This is a genomic window from Solicola agrisoli (genome assembly GCF_049059935.1).
Taxonomy (GTDB): Bacteria; Actinomycetota; Actinomycetes; order Propionibacteriales; family Nocardioidaceae; genus JAURVT01.
The window spans coordinates 24,126-46,878 of record NZ_JBMGQR010000006.1; the positions used below are offsets into that span (position 1 = coordinate 24,126).

A 22,753-nucleotide genomic window follows, 5' to 3' on the forward strand; every position below is an offset into this window, starting at 1 on the left:
GGTGCACTGTGCGAAGACCCGATCTGGCTTGAGGACGGCTACCGACCTTAGCCGCGGATCGGGTCAACTCCGAGCGGCCGTCACACCCGTCACACGCCCCTCACCCAGGTGTGGGAGACCCCTCCTCCACCTGCGGGTCGAAACGCCTCAGACCCCAACAGTCGAGGGAGGTTCCCCGTTCAGCTGGTGGTGGCTCCGGTCGACGCCGAGCCGACGAGCTTGGCGTACTTGGCGAGGACACCACGCGTGTACTTGGGGGCCTGGGGCTGCCAGCCGTCGCGGCGGGCGGCCATCTCGTCGGCGTCGACGAGGACGTCGAGGGTGCGGGCGCCCATGTCGAGGCGGATCGGGTCGCCGTCGCGGACGAAGGCCACCGGGCCGCCGTCGACGGCCTCGGGCGCGACGTGGCCGACGCACAGGCCCGTGGTGCCGCCGGAGAAGCGTCCGTCGGTGAGCAGCAGGACGTCCTTGCCGAGGCCGGCGCCCTTGATCGCGCCGGTGATGGCGAGCATCTCGCGCATGCCGGGGCCGCCCTTGGGGCCCTCGTAGCGGATGACGACGACGTCGCCCGCGCCGATCGTGTCGTCCTCCAGCGCGTCCATGGCGGCGCGCTCGCCGTCGAAGACGCGGGCGGTGCCCTCGAACACGTCGCTGTCGAAGCCCGCGCTCTTGACGACCGCGCCCTCGGGGGCGAGCGAGCCGCGCAGGATCGTCAGGCCGCCGGTCGCGTGGATGGGGTTGGACATCGTGCGGACGACGTCGCCGTCGACGTCGGCGGGCTTGAGGTCCTCGAGGTTCTCGGCGAGCGTCTTGCCGGTGACGGTGAGGCAGTCGCCGTGCATCATCCCGGCCTCGAGCAGGGCGCGCATGACCACGGGGATGCCGCCCTGGCGGTCGACGTCGTTCATCACGTAGCGGCCGAACGGCTTGAGGTCGCCGAGGTGCGGGACCTTGTCGCCGACGCGGTTGAAGTCGTCCAGCGTGAGGTCGACGTCGGCCTCGCGGGCGATCGCCAGCAGGTGAAGGACGGCGTTGGTGGAGCCGCCGAGGGCCATGACCACGGCGATCGCGTTCTCGAACGCCTCGCGCGTCATGATCTGGCGGGCGGTGATGCCCTGGCGCAGCATCTCGACGACCGCGGTGCCCGAGCGCTTGGCGAAGCCGTCGCGGCGGCGGTCGACGGCCGGCGGCGCGGCCGAGCCGGGCAGCGACATGCCCAGGGCCTCGGCGACCGAGGCCATCGTGTTGGCGGTGTACATGCCGCCGCACGCGCCCTCGCCGGGGCAGATCGCGCGCTCGATCTTGTCGACCTCCTCGCGGCTGATCAGGCCCTTGAAGCAGGCGCCGACGGCCTCGAAGGCGTCGATGATGGTGACGTCCTTGCCGTCGACGTTGCCGGGCATCGTGGACCCGGCGTAGAGGAACACCGAGGCGAGGTCGAGGCGCGCGGCGGCCATGAGCATGCCGGGCAGGCTCTTGTCGCAGCCGGCGAGCAGCACCGAGCCGTCGAGGCGCTCGGCCATCATCACGGTCTCGACCGAGTCGGCGATGACCTCGCGGGAGACCAGCGAGAAGTGCATGCCCTCGTGGCCCATGGAGATGCCGTCGGACACCGAGATGGTGCCGAACTCGAGCGGGTAGCCGCCGCCCTGGTGGACGCCGGACTTCACCGCGTCGGCGAGCCGGTCGAGCGAGAGGTTGCAGGGGGTGATCTCGTTCCAGCTCGACGCCACGCCGATCTGGGGCTTGGCCCAGTCCTCGTCGCCGAGGCCCACCGCGCGCAGCATCCCGCGCGCTGCGGTGGCCTCCAGGCCGTCGGTGACGGCGCGGCTGCGGGGCTTGATGTCGGGGGTCTGGGTCTCCTCGGGCATGGGCCGCAGCCTACGCCCGGGCGCCGCGGCCCCGGCTGGGGCTACTTCGTGAGCCGCAGCGGGCCGAGCCCGACGTAGGCGCACGCCGCGCACCAGACGAGCGAGACGAGGGTGCCCACGATGAACGTCTCGGCGGTGAGCCGCCGGGGCATGCCGGGCTCGCCGCGCAGCTCGGGATAGCGGCCGAGGCCCTTGACGGCCACCACGACGGCGATCCCCTCGGGCCACCGCGCGGCCACGCTGCCGAACACCGCGAGCCGCTCGAGGACGCCGATCCAGGTGCCGCCGCGCAGGACCTCGGCGGCCGGCGGCTCGGGCGGGGGCGGCGCCCCGAGCAGGTCGAGCACCGCCGCCACGACGACGACGCCACCGGCGGCGGCGAGCACCACCGCGGGGACGGCCCGGACCTCGCCGACCGTGCCGGTGGCGGCGCCGTCGACCAGCGTGGTGACGGCCGCGACCGCCAGCAGCAGCGTGAGGGCCAGCGCGACGATGGGTCGGGCCCAGCGGGGCGCGGAGGCGCCGAGCACCCACAGGCCGGGCGCGGCGAGCGCCGAGACGACGGCCCCGGCGACCACGAGCGCGAACGCTGTCATGACGGGCTCCCCAGGTCGGCGACGTCGAGCAGGTGCGTGGCCAGGCGTCGCACCCTCTCCTCGACCGACCACCCTGCCACGACCAGCCGACGGTTCATGGCCTGCGGCGTGATGCCGAGCGCGGCGGCGGCCTCGGCCTGCGTCGCGTGGTCGGCCATCGCCCGCACGGCCTCCCAGCCCGCCTCGGACCGTCCGGCGACCAGGCCGGCGAGCACCTGCAGCGCCGTCTCGGCGTGCTCGGCGGTCTCGGGGTCGGAGCCGCGCAGCCGGACGGCGGGGGCGCGCTTGGCGTCCTCGACCGCGTCACGGGCCAGCAGGTACGCCGTGCCCCGGGCCTCGCGGGTGGACGCCGGCAGCGGCGACTCGACGTCGCCGACCCCGACGCCGAGCGCCCATCCCCCGGCCGCGGCCACGCGGGCCACCACCTCGACGACGGCCTCGGGGTCGTCGAGCAGCGCCTGGACCTCGTCGCCGATGGTGCGCTCGAAGGGCAGCACCGCGGGCACGTCGCCGACGGCCGTGAGCAGGCCCGGCACCGCGTCGGGACGCGTCCGGCTGCGGTCCTGGTCGATCGTCACCGCGAACATGGGGACAGCCTATCAAGTCTCAGGGGTTGATTTGTCGCAATCAATGCCATGACGTTGATCGGCCTCCCCCACACCCGCTGACATGCTGGACCGGACCGTCCCCCTCGCACCCGGAGGCAGCCCGTGCCCGCACCCACCGTCGCCCTCGCCACGTCCGCCGACCAGCTCGGACGCGACGTCGAGCTCGGCCTGGTCACCGACGCGCTCGCCGAGCTCGGCATCGAGGCGACGGCGGTGGCGTGGGACGAGCCCGACCACGACTGGGCGGCGCACGATCTCGTGGTGGTCCGGTCGTGCTGGGACTACACCGGGCGGCTGGAGGAGTTCCTCGGCTGGGCCCGCTCGGTGGCGCACCTGGCCAACCCGGTCGAGGTGCTGGAGTGGAACACCGACAAGACCTACCTGCGCGACCTCGACGCTCGGGGGTGCCCGGTGATCGAGACGGTCTGGGACCCCACCGACGTCGCCGAGCTCGGTGACCACGGCGAGTGGGTCTGCAAGCCGTCGGTGTCGGCCGGGTCGCGCGACACCGCGCGGTGGGACGACGCCGCCGACGCGCTGCGCCACGCCCGCGAGATCGTCGCCTCGGGGCGCACCGCCATGGTGCAGCCGTACGTCGCGTCGGTCGACGACGAGGGCGAGACCGCGATGCTGTTCGTCGACGGCGCCTTCTCGCACTCGATCCGCAAGGGCCCGCTGCTCACCCGGGGCGAGGGCGTGCGCCAGGACCGCGACTCCCGTGGCGACGTCACCCCGCGCACCCCGACGCCCGAGCAGCACGACGCGGCCCGGGCGGCCCTGGACGTCGTGGCCACCGCGGTGCCGTCCGCGGGCCCCCTGCTCTACGCCCGCGTCGACCTCGTGACCAGCGAGGACGGCCTGCCGCGCGTCATCGAGCTCGAGCTCACCGAGCCCGGCCTGTTCCTGCCCTGGGTGGACGGTGCCGCCGAGCGGCTGGCCGGTGCGATCAGGTCGCGGCTGTCACAGTGAGGAGATGACGATCCTCCCCGCGCCCTCGATCGTCACCGCCCCCGTCGAGGCGGTCCGCCGCCGTCTCGGGGCGACGATCTTCGCGCGGGTCGCGGGTGACGAGGGCCCCCAGCGCCGCGAGCGCATCCACGGCTCCGAGGGGCCCCGGCCGTTCGGCCCGGACGACCCGATCCAGCGCGTGCACATGGACGCGTCCATGTTCGTCGGCGGGATGCGCGCGCTGCTGCTGCAGTCGCTGCACCCGCTCGCGATGGCCGCGGTCGACCAGCACTCGGGCTACCGCGGCGACCCGTGGGGACGGCTGCAGCGCACCAGCACCTTCCTGGCCGAGACCACGTTCGGCACCCAGGCCGACGCCGAGCGCGCGGTCCGCATCGTCCGCGCCGTGCACTCGCGCATCACCGGCACGGCACCCGACGGGCGCGCGTACGCCGCGAACGACCCGTGGCTGCTGCGATGGGTGCACGTCGCCGAGGTCGACAGCTTCCTGACCGCGCACGACCGGTTCGGCTCGCAGCCACTCGTGGGCGAGGAGCGCGACGTCTACGTCGAGCAGGTGGGACGCACCGCGCGGGCGCTCGGCGCCGTCGACGTGCCCACCACCGAGGTCGAGCTGCGGGCCGCCCTGGCCGAGTACCGCCCCGAGCTCGCGAGCACCGCCGCCGCCCGCAGCGCCGCCCGGTTCATGCTGCTCAACCCGCCCATCCCGCTCGCGATGCGCGCACCGTACGGCGTCCTGTCGGCCACGGCGGTGTCCACGCTCCCCCGGTGGGCGCGCCGCCCGCTGCGCCTGCCGTGGCTCCCGGTCACCGAGGCCACCACGGTCCGCGCCAGCGGCGCGGTGCTGACGTCGGCCATCCGCTGGGCCATGCGTCCCCCCGCCACCCCCACCCCCTAGCCGCGATCCGCGGTTCGTGAAGGCGCCGTCCGCGACTTTCGACGCACCCGTCCGGCGGATCGACCGTCAGAACCCGCGGATCGATGCGTCGAGAACCGCGGATCGCGGGGTGGGCGTGGGGTCAGGTGGTCGCGGGGACGACGACGTTGCGGAGGTCGCGGCCGGCGGCGAAGCGGGCCAGCTGGTCGCGCAGGAGGGCCTGGATGCGCGGCGCCATGGCCTGGGTGCCGCCGGCGACGTGGGGCGTGACCAGGACGCCCGGCGCGGACCAGAGCGGGTGGTCGGCCGGGAGCGGCTCGGGGTCGGTGACGTCGAGCGCCGCGTGCAGCCGGCCCGAGCGGAGCTCGGCGAGCAGCGCGTCGGTGTCGACGACGGGCCCGCGGGCCACGTTGACGAGCAGCGCGCCGTCCTTGAGCCGGGCGAGGAAGTCGGCGTCGACGAGGTGGCGGGTGGCGTCGCTCAGCGGCACGAGCAGCACCACGACGTCCACCTCGGGCAGCAGCGACGGCAGGTCGCCCATCGGGTGGACGCCGTCGCGCTCGCGTCGCGCGACCCGGACCACCTCGACCTCGAAGCCCGCGAGCCGACGCTCCACGGCCTCGCCGATGCTCCCGTAGCCGAGGATCATCACGCGCTTGTCGGCCAGCGCGGGTCCGTCGTTGTCCTGCTCCCAGCTGCCGGAGTCCTGGCCGCGCACCCAGCGCGGGACGTCGCGCAGGCTCGACAGCACCAGCGTCACGGCCATCTCGGCGGTGGCCGCGTCGTGCACGCCGCGGGCGTTGCAGAGCGTCACGCCGCCCGGCAGGTGCGGCTCGACGGCGTCGGTGCCGGCCGACTGGGTCTGGACCACCTTGAGCGACGTCATCTGCGCGAAGATCTCGGCGTAGGGCGGGCCCACCGAGTACGACGGCACCCACAGCTCGACCTCGTCGATGCGCTCCGGCGGCTCGCCGTCGACGAACGTCGCGTGCTCGACGCCGTCCGGCAGGTCGCCCAGGAAGTCGGCGTCGTACGGGGTCCACACCAGGGTCATCTCACGCTCCACGTCGTCGGCACCACCGGCACCCGGGACGGGTCCTCGGCACGCCGCCCACACTAGGTCCGCCTACGGCCGTTACGATCGGCGGCCATGCCGACCCACTCCGCCCCGCACGTGCGCTTCTGGGACGTCACGAGCGCGGACGGCACCCGGCTCCGCGCCTGGACGACCGGCGGCGACGGCCCCACCGTGCTGCTCTGCAACGGCCTCGGCACCAACCCGTACGCCTGGCCCGGCTTCCTCGGCGCCGACCAGGACGTGCGCGTGGTGTCGTGGAACCACCGCGGCGTCGGCGGCTCCGCCCGACCCGACGACCCCGCTCGCGTCGACATGGACGCCTTCGTCGAGGACGCCCTCGCCGTGGCCGACGCCGCCGGCATCGAGTCGTCGGTGGTGATCGGCTGGTCGATGGGCGTCAACGTGGCCTTCGAGCTCGCGGTGCGTCATCCCGAGCGCGTCAAGGGTCTGCTGGCCGTCGCCGGGGTGCCGGGCGACACCTTCAGCACCATGCTCGCGCCGTACCGGCTGCCCCGTCCGGTGGTGAAGGCGGCGATGGTCTCCTTCGCCCGGCTCGGCAGCCAGGTGGGCCGCACGTGGAACCCGGTGACGCAGCGCATCGCCTGGGTGCCCGGGTTCATGTCGGTGCTGCGCCACAGCGGCTTCATGCTGCCGTCGGCCTCGCCGGAGGACGCCCGCCTGGCCGTCCGCGAGTTCATGACCACCGATGCCGCCTGGTACGGGCACCTGGCGCTGAGCGCCGCGCGTCACGCCCGGGTCTCGCTGTCGCGGATCGGCGTGCCGACGACGTTCGTCGCCGGTCGCTGGGACGTGCTCGCCGGCGCCCGCGACATGTCGAGCGCCGCCGACCGGATGCCCGACGCCACCTACGTCGAGCTGCCCGGCACGCACTTCCTGCCGCTCGAGCGGCCCGCCGAGATCAACGCCGAGCTGCACCGGCTGATCGCCCGCGTCGAGCACGCGTCCGCCTGACCTGTCGGTGCGTGGTGACGCCCTGGCATCACCACGCACCGACAGGTGTCAGGACAGGCGCTCGAGGATCAGCTCGCGCACGCGACCGGCGTCGGCCTGGCCGCGCATGTCCTTCATCACCGCGCCGATGAGGGCGCCGGCGGCGGCCTGCTTGCCGCCGCGGATCTTCTCGGCGACGTCGGGGTTGGCCTCGATGGCGCGGTCGACGGCCTCGCCGAGCGCGCCGTCGTCGGAGACGACCTCGAGCCCGCGGGCGGCGACGATCTCCTCGGGCGTGCCCTCGCCGGCGAGCAGGCCGTCGAACACCTGACGGGCCAGCTTGTCGTTGACGCGACCGGCGTCGACGAGACCCTGGACCTCGGCCACCTGGGCGGGCGAGACGCCGAGCTCGTCGAGGGCGACGTCCTTCTCGCGGGCGGCGCGGACCAGCTCGCCGAGCCACCACTTGCGCGCGGACGCCGGGCTGGCGCCCTGCTCGACGGTGGCGGCCACCAGGTCGAGCGCGCCGGCGCCGACGACGTCGCGCATGTCGAGGTCGGACAGGCCCCAGTCGGACTGGAGCCGGGCGCGACGGGCCGACGGCTGCTCGGGCAGCGTGGCCCTCAGCTCCTCGATCCAGGCGGCGTCGGGGACGACGGGCACCAGGTCGGGCTCGGGGAAGTAGCGGTAGTCCTCGGCGTCGGACTTCTCGCGGCCGGACGACGTCGAGCCGGAGTCCTCGTGGAAGTGCCGGGTCTCCTGGACGACCTTCTGCCCCGCGTCGAGCAGTGCCGCGTGACGGCCCACCTCGAAGCGGAAGGCGCGCTCGACCGAGCGGAACGAGTTGACGTTCTTGGTCTCGCTGCGGGTGCCGAGGACGTCGGTGCCCGCCGGGCGCAGCGACAGGTTGACGTCGCAGCGCAGCGATCCCTGGTCCATCCGGGCGTCGGAGACGCCGAGCGCGAGGATCAGCTCGCGCAGCTGCTGGACGTAGGCGCGCGCGACGGCGGGCGCCTTGTCGCCGGGGACGACGACGGGGCGGGTGACGATCTCGACCAGCGGGATGCCGGCACGGTTGTAGTCGAGCAGCGAGTGGCTGGCGCCGTGGATGCGACCGGTGGAGCCGCCGACGTGCAGCGACTTGCCGGTGTCCTCCTCCATGTGCGCCCGCTCGATCTCGACGCGGTACGTCTCGCCGTCGACCTCGACGTCCATCCAGCCGTCGAACGCGATCGGCTCGTCGTACTGCGAGGTCTGGAAGTTCTTCGGCATGTCGGGGTAGAAGTAGTTCTTGCGCGCGAAGCGGCACCACGGCGCGATGCTGCAGTTGAGCGCGAGACCGATGCGGATCGCCGACTCCACCGCCGTGCCGTTGACCACGGGCAGCGCGCCGGGCAGCGCCAGGCACACCGGGCACACCTGGGTGTTGGGCTCGGCGCCGAACGTGGTGTCGCAGCCGCAGAACATCTTGGACGCGGTGCCCAGCTCGACGTGCACCTCGAGGCCGAACACCGGGTCGTAGCGGGTCAGGGCCTCGTCGAATCCGACGGGGTCGAGCTCGGTCGCGGTGCTCATCGCGCCACCTCCAGGTCGGGGGCCTGATCCAGCAGGGCGTGGCCCCACCGCTCGTTCAGGGCGCGCTCGACGAACGCGCCCACGTGGTACAGCCGGGCGTCGGCGGTGGCCGGGGCCAGCACCTGGACGCCCGTGGGCAGGCCGTCCTCGTCGGCCAGGCCGTTCGGCACCGAGATGCCGGGCACGCCCGCGAGGTTGGCCGGGATCGTGGCGACGTCCTGCAGGTACATCGACAGCGGGTCGTCGAGCTTGGCGCCGAGCCTGAACGCCGTGGTGGGCGAGGTGGGCGACAGGAGCACGTCGACCTTCTCGAACGCGGCGTCGAAGTCGCGCGCGATGAGCGTGCGGACCTTCTGCGCCGAGCCGTAGTAGGCGTCGTAGTAGCCACTCGACAGCGCGTAGGTGCCGAGGATGATGCGGCGCTTGACCTCGTCGCCGAAGCCGGCCTCGCGCGTGGCGGCCATGACCTGCTCGGCGCTGGGGGCGTCGACGCCCTCGGGGCCGACGCGCAGGCCGTAGCGCATCGCGTCGAACTTGGCGAGGTTGCTGCTCGCCTCGCTGGGCAGGATCAGGTAGTACGCCGCGAGCGCCATGTCGAAGCTCGGGCAGGACACCTCGACGACCTCGGCGCCGGCGTCGGACAGCAGCTGCACGACCTCGTCGAAGCGGGCGCGGACGCCGGGCTGGTAGCCCTCGCCGCCCAGCTCCTTGACGACGCCGACGCGCAGGCCGGCGACGTCGGTGCGTCCCGCGGCCTCGACGGCCGCCGGGGCGGGCGCGTCGATGCTCGTGGAGTCGCGGGGGTCGTGCCCGCCGATCACCTCGTGGAGCAGGGCGGCGTCCAGCACGGTGCGCGTGACGGGACCGGCCTGGTCCAGGCTGCTGGCGAGCGCCACCAGGCCGTAGCGCGAGACGCCGCCGTAGGTGGGCTTGACGCCGACGGTGCCGGTGACGGCACCGGGCTGGCGGATCGAGCCGCCCGTGTCGGTGCCGATGGCCAGGGGCGCCTCGAACGCCGCGACGGCCGCGGCCGACCCGCCGCCGGAGCCGCCGGGGATGCGGTCGAGGTCCCACGGGTTGTGGGTGGGGCCGTACGCGGAGTGCTCGGTGGACGAGCCCATCGCGAACTCGTCCATGTTCGTCTTGCCCAGGATGGGCAGCCCGGCGGCGCGCAGGCGCGTGACGACGGTGGCGTCGTACGGCGGCACCCAGCCCTGGAGGATCTTGGAGCCGCACGTGGTGGGCATGCCGCGGGTGGCGAGCACGTCCTTGACCGCGATCGGGACGCCGGCCAGCGTGGGCAGCGGCTCGCCGGCGGCACGACGGGCGTCGACGTCGGCCGCGGTGGCCAGCGCACCCTCGGCGTCGACGTGCAGGAACGCGCGCACCTGGCCGTCGACCGCGGCGATGCGGTCGAGGTGGGCCTGCGTGGCCTCCACGGACGTGACGCTGCCGTCAGCGAGCCGCGCGGCGAGGTCGGCCGCGGTGAGGCGGACCAGGTCGTGGCTCGAACCGGCGCTCATGCCTCCTCCCCCAGGATCCGGGGGACGGCGAAGCGCTGCTGGTCGACCAGCGGGGCGCCCGACAGCGCCTCCTCGGGCGTCAGGCCGGGACGCACCTCGTCGCGCCGGAAGACGTTCTGCAGCGGCACCGCGTGCGACGTCGGCGGGATGTCCTCGCCGGCGACCTGCGACACGGTGGCCACGGAGTCGAGGATCACCGCGAGCTGGGGCGCGAGGCGGTCCAGCTCGTCGTCGGTGAGGTCGATGCGGGACAGGCCCGCGAGGTGGGCGACGTCGGCACGGGTGATGCCCGTGCTCGACCCGGGATCGGACATGTACGTGGGGCCGTCCTGTCTTCTCTGCGGTCGGGACGGTGGGCGCTGCCCACCGCCGACCATCGTAGGGCGCGGCCCCGACGGGCGTCGGCGGTGGGCACGCGGCCCACCGCCGACCGGCGTCAGCTGATCGTGCGCACCGAGCCGAGGATCGAGAAGATGTCGCCGGACTCGCTGCGGATGACGCTCACCTCGTGGCTGTCGAAGTCACCACGGGCTCCGTTCTGCGCCTCCTTGACGAACGCCGCGCCGTCGGCGTCGGTGATGCCCGCGGTCTGCAGGACGTCGGCCGTGGCGGCCAGGCCCTCCTCGACGGTGGCCTTGTCGTCGAAGCTCGCGGTGGACGCCGAGACGCTCCAGCCGGTGACGTCGGTCGGCGACCCGCTCGTGAGCAGCAGGAGCTTGACCTTGCCCGAGGTGCCCTCGCACTGGAAGCTGCTGTCCTTGGTGCCGCAGGCGAAGCCCTTGGACGCCAGCGCGCTCTGCACCTCGGTGGTCGCCGGGAGCGGGATCTCGGGGATCGGCTCGTAGCCGGCGTCCTCGGTGCGCAGCGTGAGCCCGGTGCCCGACGAGCCCGTGGCGGACACGCCGTCGCCGAGGTCGACCGGGTCGGTGCTCGTGCCGGTGGCCAGGGTGGCCAGCTCGCTCCCCTTGGCGTCGAACAGGGTGTCGCCGATCAGCGTCGAGGTGTCGCCGACGAGTGCGCGCGTGACGCCGTCCTCGGCGCCGCCCGAGACGTAGAGGCGGACCTGCTCGAGCTCGTCGTCGCCATACTCGAAGCGCACCTCGCCGCGGACCGGGCTCGCGTACTGCCCCGTACCGGGCTTGGCGACGAAGCACCGCTTGAGGACCGGGTCCTCCAGCGAGTCGTAGCAGGTCCAGTCCTGCTCGCCGAGCTTGGTGCGCAGGTCGTCGGCCGCGCTCGCCTTGAGCGGGCCGTCGTCGGACTTCGGCTCGTCGGACTCCTCGTCGCCCCCGCCGTCGGACTGCGACGACCCGCGGTCGGCGCTGGTGTCGTCGTCACCGCCGAGCTGGGTGACGCCGATGACGACCGCCGCGATCAGCAGCGCCACCGCGGCGACGCCCACACCGGCGATGATCGCGATCTTCTTGCCGTTGCCGCCCGAGGACGACGGCGCACCTCCCGGCTGGCCCCAGCCCTGGCCGGGCGGTTGCCCCCAGCCCTGCTGCTGGTCGCCCTGCGGCGGCTGGCCCCAGCCCTGCTGCGGAGGTGCCTGCTGGCCCCACCCGGGGGGCGGCCCCTGCTGCTGCGGCGGCTGCTGGCCCCATCCCGGCGGCGGCCCCTGCTGCGGCCCCTGGCCCCACCCCGGCGGCGGGCCCTGATGCCCGGCTCCCTGCGGCGGACCCCAGCCCGGCGGCGGGCCCTGGGGCCCCTGCGGCGGACGGCCGTCCGGCTCGGCCCGGCCGTCGTCGGGCGTGCGGTCGTCACTCATCGAGGTCCCCCAGGATCACGGTCGAAAAACGTCGCGCCCAGTATCCAACGGCAGGGGGTCGCGCGCGCCTCAGGGCGCGCCGTCCCCCTCGGCGTCGGGCTCGTCGTCGGTCCAGGCGCCGGGGCCGTCGGCGAGCAGCGCGGTGAATCCCGCCTCGTCGAGCACGGTGACGCCGAGCTGCTCGGCCTTCTCGGCCTTGGAGCCGGGCGACTCCCCCACCACCACGAAGCTGGTCTTCTTGGACACCGAGCCCGACGCCTTGCCGCCGCGCGACACGATCGCCTCCTTGGCCTCGTCGCGCGAGTACCGCTCCATCGAGCCGGTGACGACGATCGTCAGGCCCTCGAGCGTGCGGGGCGTGGACTCGTCGCGCTCGTCGACCATGCGGACGCCGGCGGCTCGCCACGCGTCGACGACGGCGCGGTGCCAGTCGACCGCGAACCACTCCACGACGGCGTCGGCGATGGTGGGCCCGACGCCCTCGGTGGCGGCCAGCGTCTCGGCGTCGGACTCGGCGATGACGCCGAGGTCGGCGAGCTGGGTGGCGAGCGCCTGTGCGGCCGTGGGCCCGACGTGACGGATCGACAGCGCGACGATGACGCGCCACAGCGGCTGCTGCTTGGACTTCTCGAGGTTCTCGAGCAGCCGCGCGCCGTTGGCGCTGAGCACGCGCTCGCCCGAACCGGCGGCGAGCTCGGCCTTCTTGGCCGCGCGCGTGAAGAGCGGGACGCGCAGGAGCGCCGCCTCGTCGAGGTCGAACAAGCCGGACTCGTCGGTGAGGACGCCGGCGTCGAGCAGCGCCACGGCCGCCTCGTAGCCCAGGCCCTCGACGTCGAACGCACCGCGGCTGCCGACGTGGAAGAGCCGCTCGCGCAGCTGCGCGGGGCACGAGCGCGTGTTGGGGCACCGGATGTCGGCGTCGCCCTCCTTGGCGGGTGCGAGCGTGGTGCCGCACTCGGGACACTCGGTCGGCATCACGAACGCGCGCTCGGAGCCGTCGCGCAGGGCCTCCACCGGCCCCACGATCTCAGGGATGACGTCGCCGGCCTTGCGCAGCACGACGGTGTCGCCGATGAGCACGCCCTTGCGCTGCACCTCCGAGGCGTTGTGCAGCGTGGCCATCTCGACGGTCGAGCCCGCGACCCGGACGGGGCGCATCTTCCCGAACGGCGTCACGCGGCCGGTGCGGCCGACGTTGACGAGGATGTCGAGCAGCTCGGTGTTGACCTCCTCGGGCGGGTACTTGTAGGCGATCGCCCACCGCGGGGCGCGCGACGTGGAGCCGAGGCGTCGCTGCAGCGACACCTGGTCGACCTTGATCACGATGCCGTCGATCTCGTGCTCGACGTCGTGGCGGTGCTCGGCGTAGTAGCCGACGAACTCCCAGACCTTCTTGACCGTCGCGACGACCTTGGCGTGGCTGCTGACCGGCAGCCCCCAGGCCTCGAGCGCGGCGTACGACTCGGACTGGCGCTGCGGCGTGAACCCCTCGCGGGCGCCGACGCCGTGGCAGATCATCCGCAGCGGACGGCTGGCCGTCACCGACGGGTCCTTCTGACGCAGCGAGCCGGCGGCGGCGTTGCGGGGGTTGGAGAACGGTGTCTTGCCCGAGGCGGCCCACGCCTCGTTGAACTCCTCGAACGCCGCGGTGGGGAAGAAGATCTCGCCCCGCACCTCGACCAGCGTCGGGACGGGGTGCTCGTCGGTGCCGGTGAGCCGGTGCGGGATGCCCTCGACGGTGCGGACGTTGGCGGTGACGTCCTCGCCGACACGGCCGTCGCCACGGGTGGCGGCCTTGGTGAGCCGGCCGGACTCGTAGGTGAGGTTGATCGCCAGGCCGTCGATCTTGAGCTCGCACAGGAAGTCGGCGTCGCGCACCTCGTCGCGTCCGAGCCGCTCGACCCACTCGGACAGCTCGTCCTCGGAGAACGCGTTGTCGAGGCTCAGCAGCCGCTCGCGGTGCTGCACCGGCGAGAACTGGGCACCGACCTCGCCGCCCACCTTCTGGGTGGGCGAGTCGGGCGTGCGCAGGTCGGGGACCTGCTCCTCCAGGCTCTCCAGCTCGCGCATCCGGACGTCGAAGTCGGCGTCGCTGAGCGTCGGCTCGTCCAGCACGTAGTAGCGGTGCCGGGCGTCCTCGACCTCCTCGACGAGCTGGCGGTGACGCTGGCGCAGCTGCTCGTCGCCGCCCTCGGACGCGCCCGTGCCGGCCTGCTCGTCGGCGTCGTCGGGGCTCGGGGAGGGGGTCTTCTTGGCCACCCGGTGACTCTATCGCCGCCCTCGGACAGGGCCGATCAGGCCGAGTCGACGACCGCGGAGTCGACCTGCGTGACGAGTCGCGCGGCGCGCCTGGCCCACGCCGGCGTCGCCCCGGCGAGGCCGCAGGTGGCCGTCACGACCGGCACGCCGGGGACGACGGCCGCGCCGATGCGGTCGAGGAACCGGTTGGTGCGCGAGGCGAGGTCGTTGACCGACGGGTCCGCGTCCGCGGCGGTGCTCGGCACGACGCCGATCCAGGGGGCCAGCCCGTCCTCGTGCGCCTGCGCCCACCGCTCGACGCCCTGGTCGTCGAGCAGGTCGAGGTCGAACGAGTAGCCGGCGAACCCGGCCCCGGCGACGAGCGCCACCGGCACGCGCGGCGCGCAGCTGTGCAGGACGGGCGTGGCGCCGGCACGTCGGACGGCGTCGACGACCAGCCTCAGCAGCGCGTCGGCCTCGGGGGCGTGGATCACCCGGTGCCGCGAGAAGCCGGACGCGGTGCGGATCGCTCCCGCGAGCACCGCGGTGAGGCCGGGCTCGTCGACCTGCACCACGACGTCGGCGCCGGGCACCCGCCGCTGCAGGTCGGCCACGTGCAGCGCGACGCCCTCGGCAAGAGACTCGGCGACCTCGCGGCGCGCGCCGTGGTCGGCCAGGACGCGGTCGCCACGGGGCCGCTCGATCGACGCGACGAGCGTCCACGGGCCGGCCACCTGGGTCTTGATCGTCCCCTGGTGCCCCTGCCACTCCTCCTCGACGACGTCGAGGTCGGCGGCCAGCAGCGAGCGGGCACGGCGGTGGTCGACGCCCGGCGCGTCGGTGAGGCGCCAGCCCGCGGGCTGGAGGTCGACCCCGAGGTCGACGAGCAGGGCCGCCGTGCGTCCGACCATCTCCGCGCCCGCGCCGCGGCCGGGCAGCTCGGGCACGGGTGTGAGGTCGGGCAGCAGGTCGACCATCATCCGCACGGCCTCGCGGACGTCGGTGCCCGGCAGCGAGCCGACGAGCGTCGCGGTCACCGGGACGCCACCGCGCCGCGGCGCGCGGTGGACGCGATCGTGGCCGACCCGACCACGCGGGTGCCGGCGTACAGCACGGCCGCCTGGCCCGGTGCGACGCCGTCGGCGGTCTCGTGCAGCTCCAGGCGGACGGTGTCGCCGTCGACGTGGGCCGTGGCCGGCACCTCCTCGCCGTGGGCGCGGAGCTGGACGGTGCACGTCAGCTCGCCGGTGGGTGCCTCGCCGCACCACAGCGGCCGCATCGCGACGATCTCGTCGACGGCGAGGTGCTCGCGCGGGCCGACGGTGACGGTGCCCGAGACGGGCTCGATGTCGAGGACGAAGCGCGGCTTGCCGTCGGGGGCGGGCGTGCCGAGGTGCAGTCCGCGCCGCTGCCCGATGGTGAAGGCGAACGCGCCGTCGTGCTCGCGCAGCACCTGGCCGGCCTCGTCGACGACGCTGCCGGGGCGGGTGCCCAGCTTGTCGTGGAGCCAGCCGGGGGTGTCCCCGTCGGAGACGAAGCAGATGTCGTGGCTGTCGGGCTTGGACGCCACCGACAGCCCGCGGCGCTCGGCCTCGGCGCGGACCTCGGGCTTCTCGTCGTCGGCGAGCGGGAACAACGAGTGCCGCAGCTGCTGCTGGGTGAGCACGCCGAGGACGTAGGACTGGTCCTTGGCGGCGTCGCCCGCGCGGTGCATCTCGACCTCGCCGGACGGCCCCTCGGCCAACCGGGCGTAGTGGCCGGTGACGACCGCGTCGAAGCCGAGGGCGAGGGCACGGTCGAGGACGGCCGCGAACTTGATCTTCTCGTTGCAGCGCAGGCAGGGGTTGGGCGTGCGCCCGGCGTCGTACTCGGCGATGAAGTCCTCGACCACCTCGGCGTGGAACTCCTCGCTCATGTCCCAGACGTAGAACGGGATGCCGATGACGTCGGCGGCGCGGCGGGCGTCGTTGGAGTCCTCGATCGAGCAGCAGCCGCGGGCGCCGCTGCGGTACGACTGCGGGTTGCGCGACAGCGCGAGGTGGACGCCGGTGACGTCGTGGCCGGCGTCGACGGCGCGCGCGGCGGCCACGGCGGAGTCGACGCCGCCGGACATCGCGGCCAGGACGCGCATCAGCGCCCCCGCGAGCCGACGAGGGCGGCGGCGGACGCGCGCTCGTGGACGGCCGGCAGCGCGGCGAGGAACGCGGCCACGTCGTCGTCGGTGGAGGTGTGGCCGAGGCTCAGGCGCAGCGAGCCGCGGGCGGTGCGGTCGTCGCGCCCCATCGCGAGCAGCACGTGGCTCGCCTGCGGCACCCCCGCCGAGCAGGCCGAGCCGGTGGAGCACTCGATGCCCTGGGCGTCGAGGAGCATGAGGAGCGAGTCGCCCTCGCAGCCGGGGAACGTCAGGTGGGCGACGTTGGGCAGGCGGTGGTCGTCGCCGGCGCCCGGTGCACCGTTGACCACGACGTCGGGCACCAGCGCACGCACCCCGTCGACCAGCCGGGAGCGCAGCGTCTCCAGGCGGGGCGTGAGCGTGGGCCGCGCGGCCTCGGCGACGCGCATCGCGGAGGCGAAGGCGGCGATCGCGGCGGTGTTGAGCGTGCCCGAGCGGACGTCGCGCTCCTGCCCGCCGCCGTGCAGCAGCGGGGTGGCGTCGAGGTCGCGCCGGATGACCAGCGCGCCGACGCCCGTGGGTCCGCCGAGCTTGTGGGCGGTGACGGTCATCGCGTCGAGGCTCGTCGTGGCGAAGTCGACGCCGAGGTGGCCGGCGGCCTGGACGGCGTCGCTGTGCACGGGGATGCCGTGCGGCGACGCGAGCGCGACGACGTCGGCCACGGGCTGGACGGTGCCGACCTCGTTGTTGGCCCACATGCACGACACGAGCGCGACGTCGTCGGTGCCGCGGGCGAACGCCTCGCGCAGGGCGTCGACCTCCAGCCGTCCGTCGTGGTCGACCGGCAGCAGCTCGAGCTCGGCGCCGTCGTGGGTGGCGAGCCAGACCAGCGGGTCGAGCAGCGCGTGGTGCTCGACGGCCGGAGCGAGGATGCGGCGTCGGCGCGGGTCGGCGTCGCGGCGCGACCAGAACAGGCCCTTGACGGCCAGGTTGTCGGCCTCGGTGCCGCCGGAGAGGAACACCACCTCGCCCGGACGCGCGCCGACGAGCGCGGCGATCTCCTCGCGCGACTCCTCCACCACCCGGCGGGCCTCGCGTCCCGAGGCGTGCAGGGACGACGGGTTGCCGCCGCGGGCCATCTGCTCGGTCATCGTGGCGATCGCCTCGGGGACCATCGGCGTCGTGGCGGCGTGGTCGAGGTAGACGCGGCGCGCGTCGTCCCGGTGGGTGCTGGTCATGGCACCTCCCAGCGTAGACCTGCCCCCTGCCGGGGGCGGCGGGCGCGGACCCTGGTCAATGCGTAACTGATGCGTTACGTTTTGCCTCGTGGACGTCTTCGAGGCCGTGGCCGACCCGGTGCGACGCGAGCTGCTCGGGCTGCTCGCCGCCGGCGACCTGGCCGCGGGCGAGCTGGCCGGACGGTTCGACGTGAGCCGGCCGGCGGTCAGCCGTCACCTGCGGGTGCTCCGCGAGGCCGGGCTGGTCACCGACCAGGCCGACGGTCGGCGCCGCGTCTACCGCCTCGAGCGACGCGCGCTCGGCGAGGTGACGGCATGGATCGACTCGCTCGCCCCGCTCGCCGACCGCTGGGACGCCCGCCTCGACGCCCTCGACACCGAGGTGCGCCGCACCGTCCGCGACCGTCGCCGCGAGGGCGCCGGGTCCGACCACCACGAGGAGACCGCATGACCGCCGCGAGCAGCACCCGCACCACGCCGACCGGGCACCTGGAGGCGACGTCCGACGGCGCCGACCTCGTGCTCGTCCGCACCTTCCGCGCCCCGATCGAGGACGTCTGGGCCAGCATCACCGAGTCCGACCGGCTCGGGCGCTGGTACGGCACCTGGGAGGGCGACGGGCGCGAGGGCGCCACGGTGGCGTTCACCTGGACGGCCGAGGAGGGTCAGCCGGTGGTGGACGCCACGATCGTGCGGTGCGAGGCCCCGCACGCGCTGCGCGTGCAGATGGCCTCGGAGGAGGGCATCTGGGACCTCGAGGCCACGCTGGCCGCCCGCGACGGTCTCACCGAGCTGAGGTTCGTGCACCACCGCGCCGACCTCGTGGGCGTCCACGACGTCGGGCCCGGGTGGGAGTTCTACCTCGACCGCCTCGAGGCGGCGCGGGCCGACGCGCCCCCGCCCGACTTCGACCCGATCCACGCCGCCCTGGGACCGGTCTACGCGGGGATGTCCGCCACCTGACGGAGCGCCCCAGGTGGGAACAACGGGCGCGGCGTGTCGCGTTGTGCCCGTCATGACCGACACCGCGACGACCTTCGACCTCCCCGACCTCGGCACCGTCAAGCGCCTCGGCTTCGGCGCCATGCGCATCACCGGCCCGGGCATCTGGGGCGAGCCGGCCGACCGCGAGACCGCGCGCGCCGTCGTGCGACGCGCCGTCGAGCTGGGCGTCGACTTCATCGACACCGCCGACTCGTACGGCCCGACCGTCAGCGAGGAGATCATCGCCGAGGCGATCCACCCGTACGGCGACGTCAAGATCGCCACGAAGGCCGGCCTGACGCGCACCGGCCCGGAGCAGTGGATCCCCGTCGGCCGCCCCGAGTACCTGCGGCAGCAGGCCGAGCTGAGCCTGCGCCGTCTGAAGGTCGACCGCATCGACCTGTTCCAGCTGCACCGCATCGACCCCAAGGTCGACCGCGACGAGCAGTTCGGCGTCCTGCGCGAGCTGCAGGACGAGGGCAAGGTCAGGGCCCTCGGTCTCTCCGAGGTCTCCGTGGAGGAGATCCAGGCCGCGCAGCAGCACTTCACCGTCGCGAGCGTGCAGAACCGCTACAACCTCACCGACCGCAAGGCCGCGGACGTCCTGGACTTCTGCACCGCCAACGGCATCGGCTTCATCCCCTGGGCGCCGGTCTCGGCCGGCGAGCTGGCCCGTCCGGGCGGCGCCGTCGACGAGGCCGCGAAGAGCACCGGTGCCTCGCACTCGCAGGTGGCGCTCGCGTGGCTGCTGCAGAAGTCGCCCGTCGTCCTGCCGATCCCCGGCACCGGCTCGGTCGAGCACCTCGAGGACAACCTCGGCGCGGTTGGCGTCACCCTCGACGCCGACACCGTCGCCGCCCTCGACGCCGCCGCCTGACGGTCCGGAGCTGTCGGTGCCTCACAGGGTCATGACCCCCTGAGGCACCGACAGCTCTGCGTCAGTGGAAGTCGCGGGACGTCGTGCGTGCGGTGATGGGGAGCGTCTCGACGTGGTCGGCGAGCAGGTTGGTGACGGTGCCGCGGCGCTCGAGGATGCCGCGGACGACCAGCGCCTTGGAGTCGCGGGCGACGCGCCGGTGGCGGCCCCACAGACCCACCGAGCAGACGACGTTGAGCATGCCGGTCTCGTCCTCAAGGTTGAGGAACGTGACGCCGGCCGCCGTGGCCGGGCGCTGACGGTGGGTGACGACGCCGCCCACGCGCACACGTGTGCCCGACTCCACCTCCTGCATCGCGCCCACGGTGAGCACCCCGCGCGCGTCCAGCGCCGTGCGGACGTGCTCCATCGGGTGGCTCTGCGGCGAGACGGTGGTGGCCCACAGGTCGGCCATCGTCTCCTCGGCCGGTGACATCTCGGGCAGCAGCGGCGGTTGGACGTAGACCGCCGTGCCCGGCAGGTGCTCGGGCCGCTCCTGCCCCGCCTGGCCGGCCGCCCACAGCGCCTCGCGGCGTCCGAGCCCGAAGCACGCGAACGCCCCGGCCGTGGCCAGCGCCTCCACCTGCGGGGTGGTGAGGCGGATGCGCCGGGTGAGGTCGGCGAGGGACGCGAACGCCCCGTGCGCGTCCCGCTCGGCGACGATCCGCTCGGCCAGCTCGACGCTGATCGAGGTGATGTCGGCCAGACCCTGCCGCACGGCGTAGGCGGCGTCGCGGCGGTGGTCGTCGGTGCTGAACGGGCCGTCGGGGTCGAACCTCGTCGGGACGGGTGGCTGCTCGGCACGCACGCAGGCGGGGTCGCCGCCGACGGTGGAGGCGTCCGTCAGGGGCTCGAGGTCGGCCTGCACCTGCGAGCGGGCGAGGTCGGGGCGCAGCACCTCGACGCCGTGCCGGCGCGCGTCGGCGGTGAGGGTCTGCGGGGAGTAGAAGCCCATCGGCTGCGAGGCGAGCAGCGCGGCCAGGAACGCCCCCGGGTAGTGCAGCTTGAGCCACGAGCTGGCGTAGACGAGCAGCCCGAAGCTGAGCGAGTGGCTCTCGGCGAACCCGAAGTTCGCGAACGCCTCGATCTTGGCGTAGATGTCGTCGGCGAGGTCGCCGGTGATGCCGTGCGACTCCATGCCGGCGTAGAGGGTGGCGCGCAGCCGGGCGATCTTCTCGACGCCGCGCTTGGAGCCCATGGCCCGGCGGAGCAGGTCGGCGTCGTCGCCGGAGCAGCCGCCGACGGCCATGGCGATCTGCATCAGCTGCTCCTGGAACAGCGGGACGCCGAGCGTGCGCTCCAGCACCGGCTCGAGCGCCGGGTGCAGGTAGGAGATGGGCTCCTCGCCCAGCTTGCGGCGGATGTAGGGGTGGACCGCGCCGCCCTGGATCGGGCCGGGACGGATCAGCGCGATCTCGATGACGAGGTCGTAGAACCGGCGGGGATGCAGCCGCGGCAGTGTGCCCATCTGGGCGCGGCTCTCGACCTGGAACACCCCGACCGAGTCGGCGCGGCAGAGCATGTCGTAGACGCCGGCCTCCTCCTTGGGCAGGTCCTGCAGCGTCCACCGCTCCCCCAGGTGCTCGGCGACCATGTCGAGCGTGCGCTGCATCGCGCCGAGCATGCCCAGGCCGAGCAGGTCGAACTTGACCAGGCCCATCCAGGCGCAGTCGTCCTTGTCCCACTGCAGGACGGTGCGGTTCTCCATCCGGGCGTGCTCGACGGGCACGACGGTGCCGACCGGACGGTCGGTGAGCACCATGCCGCCGGAGTGGATGCCGAGGTGGCGCGGTGCCCCCGACAGCTCCTCGGCGAGCGCGACGACCGGCGCGGGGATGTCGTGGTCGAGCGAGTCGGCCAGGCTCCCCCACGCGTCGACCTGCTTGGACCACGCGTCCTGCTGGCCGGTGCTGTGGCCGAGCGCCTTGGCCATGTCGCGCACGGCCGACTTGGGCCGGTAGGTGATGACGTTGGCGACCTGCGCGGCGTTGCGACGCCCGTAGGTGCGGTAGACCCACTGGATGACCTCCTCGCGGCGCCCGGCGTCGAAGTCGACGTCGATGTCGGGCTCCTCGTCGCGGGTGGCGGCCAGGAACCGCTCGAAGGGGAGGTCGAAGAAGATCGAGTCGATCGCGGTGATGCCCAGGGCGTAGCAGACCGCGGAGTTCGCGGCCGAGCCCCGCCCCTGGTAGGCGATGCCCTCGTCGCGGGCGAACTTCGCGATGTCGTGGACGATGAGGAAGTACCCCGGGAAGTCCTTCTCCTCGATCACGGCGAGCTCGCGCTCGAGCCGCTCGAGCGCGTCGGGGCGGTCGTCGTAGTAGCGGGTGGCGCCCTCGGCGACGAGCGCCCGCAGGTGCTCCATCGGGGTCAGGCCGTCGGGGACGTTCTGGGGCAGGCGCGGACGCGCGGTCTGCAGGTCGAACGCGAGCTCACGGGCCAGCTCGACCGAGCGCGCGACGGCGCCGGGCCACCGGGCGAACCGGGCCGCCATCTCCTCGCCCGACCTCAGGTACGACGGCCCGCCGCCGGGCAGCCAGCCGTCCATCGCGTCGAGGCTGCGCCGGGCGCGGACGGCGGCGACGGCCGCGGCCAGGCGCGCGTCGGACGGACGGGCGGCGTGGACGTTGCCGGTGGCCACGACGGGCAGCCGGCGCTCGGCGGCCAGCGCGGCGAGGGCGTCGTCGTGGGTGCTGTCGAGGGCGCCGCCGTGGTGGTGCAGCTCGACGGTGACGTGGTCGCGGCCGAACAGGTCGACCAGGCGGTCGAGCTCGCGTCCGGCGGCGTCGTACCCGGCACCGACGAGCGCCTGGCGCACCGCGCCCTTGCGGCAGCCGGTGAGGACGTGCCAGTGGCCGTCGCCGGCGGCCGCGCCGAGCGCCTCGAGGTCGTAGCGCGGACGGCCCTTCTCGGCACCGGCCAGCTGCGCGTCGGTGATGGCGCCGGCGAGGCGGTGGTAGCCCTCCTCGCGTCGGGCCAGGACGAGCAGGTGGCTGCCCTCGGGATCGGCGACGCCGTTCTGCGGGGCGGTGAGGTCGAGGGACAGCTCGGCGCCGATCACCGTGGGCATCTGGTGCTCGGCGGCCGCCTCGGCCATGCGCACCACGCCGTACAGGCCGTCGTGGTCGGTGATCGCCAGGCCCTCCAGACCCAGCCGGGTGGCCTCCTCCACCAGCGCGGACGGCTCGCTGGCGCCGTCGAGGAAGCTGAACGAGGAGTGGCAGTGCAGCTCGGCGTACGGCACCGTGCCGGCCGGACGCCGTGGCGGCTCGGGCGCCTCGTAGGCCTCGCGCTTGCGCGACCACGCCGGCCCGTCGCCGCCGTCGGGCTTCTGGGTGCCCGACAGGATCGACTCCAGCCGCTTCCACGACATGTCCGGGTTGTTGAACCCCATCTGCCCTCTCCTCTCCAAGATCTGGCGACTTCCGGCCCGTTCTGCGACTCCGGA

General features: G+C 74.1%; 19 protein-coding genes. 6 read left to right on the forward strand and 13 right to left on the reverse strand.

Annotation, left to right across the window (positions count from 1 at the left end; genetic code table 11):
* Positions 1–179 precede the first annotated feature (179 nt).
* From ilvD to ACI6PP_RS03800, 3 genes are read right to left on the reverse strand one after another with little or no spacing between them, the layout of a single operon-like run.
* Complete coding sequence (gene ilvD / locus ACI6PP_RS03790) at positions 180–1,871, reverse strand: dihydroxy-acid dehydratase (protein ID WP_421109240.1); 1,692 nt, start codon at positions 1,869–1,871, stop codon at positions 180–182.
* Between the two features lie 41 nt (positions 1,872–1,912).
* Positions 1,913–2,467, reverse strand: coding sequence for a hypothetical protein (locus tag ACI6PP_RS03795; protein ID WP_421109241.1), 555 nt, complete (start codon positions 2,465–2,467; stop codon positions 1,913–1,915).
* Positions 2,464–3,054 (reverse strand): hypothetical protein, encoded by a 591-nt coding sequence (locus ACI6PP_RS03800; RefSeq protein WP_421109242.1) that lies wholly within the window; start codon positions 3,052–3,054, stop codon positions 2,464–2,466. The genes ACI6PP_RS03795 and ACI6PP_RS03800 overlap by 4 nt, the downstream gene beginning before the upstream one ends.
* Before the next feature lie 123 nt (positions 3,055–3,177).
* Between ACI6PP_RS03800 and ACI6PP_RS03805 the strand changes: the two genes are divergently transcribed.
* Together ACI6PP_RS03805 and ACI6PP_RS03810 are read left to right on the forward strand one after the other, a co-directional pair.
* Complete coding sequence (locus tag ACI6PP_RS03805; protein ID WP_421109244.1) at positions 3,178–4,044, forward strand: ATP-grasp domain-containing protein; 867 nt, start codon at positions 3,178–3,180, stop codon at positions 4,042–4,044.
* A gap of 4 nt (positions 4,045–4,048) precedes the next feature.
* Positions 4,049–4,942 (forward strand): oxygenase MpaB family protein, encoded by an 894-nt coding sequence (locus ACI6PP_RS03810; protein WP_421109246.1) that lies wholly within the window; start codon positions 4,049–4,051, stop codon positions 4,940–4,942.
* Between the two features lie 121 nt (positions 4,943–5,063).
* Here ACI6PP_RS03810 and ACI6PP_RS03815 read toward each other — a convergent pair whose 3' ends face one another.
* Complete coding sequence (locus ACI6PP_RS03815; RefSeq protein ID WP_421109248.1) at positions 5,064–5,975, reverse strand: 2-hydroxyacid dehydrogenase; 912 nt, start codon at positions 5,973–5,975, stop codon at positions 5,064–5,066.
* 96 nt (positions 5,976–6,071) lie between these two features.
* Between ACI6PP_RS03815 and ACI6PP_RS03820 the strand changes: the two genes are divergently transcribed.
* A complete protein-coding gene (locus ACI6PP_RS03820; protein WP_421109250.1) occupies positions 6,072–6,971 on the forward strand; it encodes an alpha/beta fold hydrolase in 900 nt (299 codons plus the stop codon).
* Positions 6,972–7,019: 48 nt separating this feature from the next.
* On the opposite strand, the gene gatB is transcribed toward ACI6PP_RS03820, so the two are convergent.
* The 8 genes from gatB to ACI6PP_RS03860 form a co-directional block, all read right to left on the reverse strand.
* Complete coding sequence (gene gatB / locus ACI6PP_RS03825; protein WP_421109252.1) at positions 7,020–8,525, reverse strand: Asp-tRNA(Asn)/Glu-tRNA(Gln) amidotransferase subunit GatB; 1,506 nt, start codon at positions 8,523–8,525, stop codon at positions 7,020–7,022.
* Positions 8,522–10,048, reverse strand: coding sequence for an Asp-tRNA(Asn)/Glu-tRNA(Gln) amidotransferase subunit GatA (gene gatA / locus ACI6PP_RS03830; RefSeq protein ID WP_421109253.1), 1,527 nt, complete (start codon positions 10,046–10,048; stop codon positions 8,522–8,524). The genes gatB and gatA overlap by 4 nt, the downstream gene beginning before the upstream one ends.
* On the reverse strand, positions 10,045–10,362 hold the full coding sequence (gene gatC, locus ACI6PP_RS03835) for an Asp-tRNA(Asn)/Glu-tRNA(Gln) amidotransferase subunit GatC (protein ID WP_421109255.1): 318 nt from the start codon (positions 10,360–10,362) through the stop codon (positions 10,045–10,047). The genes gatA and gatC overlap by 4 nt, the downstream gene beginning before the upstream one ends.
* A gap of 122 nt (positions 10,363–10,484) precedes the next feature.
* A complete protein-coding gene (locus tag ACI6PP_RS03840) occupies positions 10,485–11,816 on the reverse strand; it encodes a hypothetical protein (RefSeq protein ID WP_421109256.1) in 1,332 nt (443 codons plus the stop codon).
* Positions 11,817–11,885: 69 nt separating this feature from the next.
* On the reverse strand, positions 11,886–14,075 hold the full coding sequence (ligA, locus tag ACI6PP_RS03845; RefSeq protein ID WP_421109258.1) for an NAD-dependent DNA ligase LigA: 2,190 nt from the start codon (positions 14,073–14,075) through the stop codon (positions 11,886–11,888).
* A gap of 35 nt (positions 14,076–14,110) precedes the next feature.
* Entirely contained in the window at positions 14,111–15,091 is a 981-nt protein-coding gene (locus ACI6PP_RS03850; protein WP_421109260.1) for a uroporphyrinogen decarboxylase/cobalamine-independent methonine synthase family protein, read from the reverse strand.
* Positions 15,088–16,185 (reverse strand): tRNA 2-thiouridine(34) synthase MnmA, encoded by a 1,098-nt coding sequence (gene mnmA / locus ACI6PP_RS03855; RefSeq protein ID WP_421109262.1) that lies wholly within the window; start codon positions 16,183–16,185, stop codon positions 15,088–15,090. The genes ACI6PP_RS03850 and mnmA overlap by 4 nt, the downstream gene beginning before the upstream one ends.
* Entirely contained in the window at positions 16,185–17,405 is a 1,221-nt protein-coding gene (locus ACI6PP_RS03860) for a cysteine desulfurase family protein (protein WP_421109264.1), read from the reverse strand. The genes mnmA and ACI6PP_RS03860 overlap by 1 nt, the downstream gene beginning before the upstream one ends.
* 88 nt (positions 17,406–17,493) lie before the next feature.
* Here ACI6PP_RS03860 and ACI6PP_RS03865 point away from each other — a divergent pair, with 88 nt between their 5' ends.
* Genes ACI6PP_RS03865 through ACI6PP_RS03875 form a run of 3 tightly spaced genes read left to right on the forward strand, consistent with a single transcriptional unit; the run spans position 17,494 to position 19,266 of the window.
* Complete coding sequence (locus ACI6PP_RS03865) at positions 17,494–17,856, forward strand: metalloregulator ArsR/SmtB family transcription factor (RefSeq protein WP_421109265.1); 363 nt, start codon at positions 17,494–17,496, stop codon at positions 17,854–17,856.
* Positions 17,853–18,368 (forward strand): SRPBCC family protein, encoded by a 516-nt coding sequence (locus ACI6PP_RS03870; RefSeq protein ID WP_421109266.1) that lies wholly within the window; start codon positions 17,853–17,855, stop codon positions 18,366–18,368. The genes ACI6PP_RS03865 and ACI6PP_RS03870 overlap by 4 nt, the downstream gene beginning before the upstream one ends.
* 52 nt (positions 18,369–18,420) lie before the next feature.
* Positions 18,421–19,266, forward strand: a complete 846-nt coding sequence (locus ACI6PP_RS03875) for an aldo/keto reductase (protein ID WP_421109267.1) — start codon at positions 18,421–18,423, stop codon at positions 19,264–19,266.
* A gap of 61 nt (positions 19,267–19,327) precedes the next feature.
* On the opposite strand, the gene ACI6PP_RS03880 is transcribed toward ACI6PP_RS03875, so the two are convergent.
* Complete coding sequence (locus tag ACI6PP_RS03880; RefSeq protein ID WP_421109269.1) at positions 19,328–22,699, reverse strand: error-prone DNA polymerase; 3,372 nt, start codon at positions 22,697–22,699, stop codon at positions 19,328–19,330.
* Between the last annotated feature and the right edge of the window lie 54 nt (positions 22,700–22,753).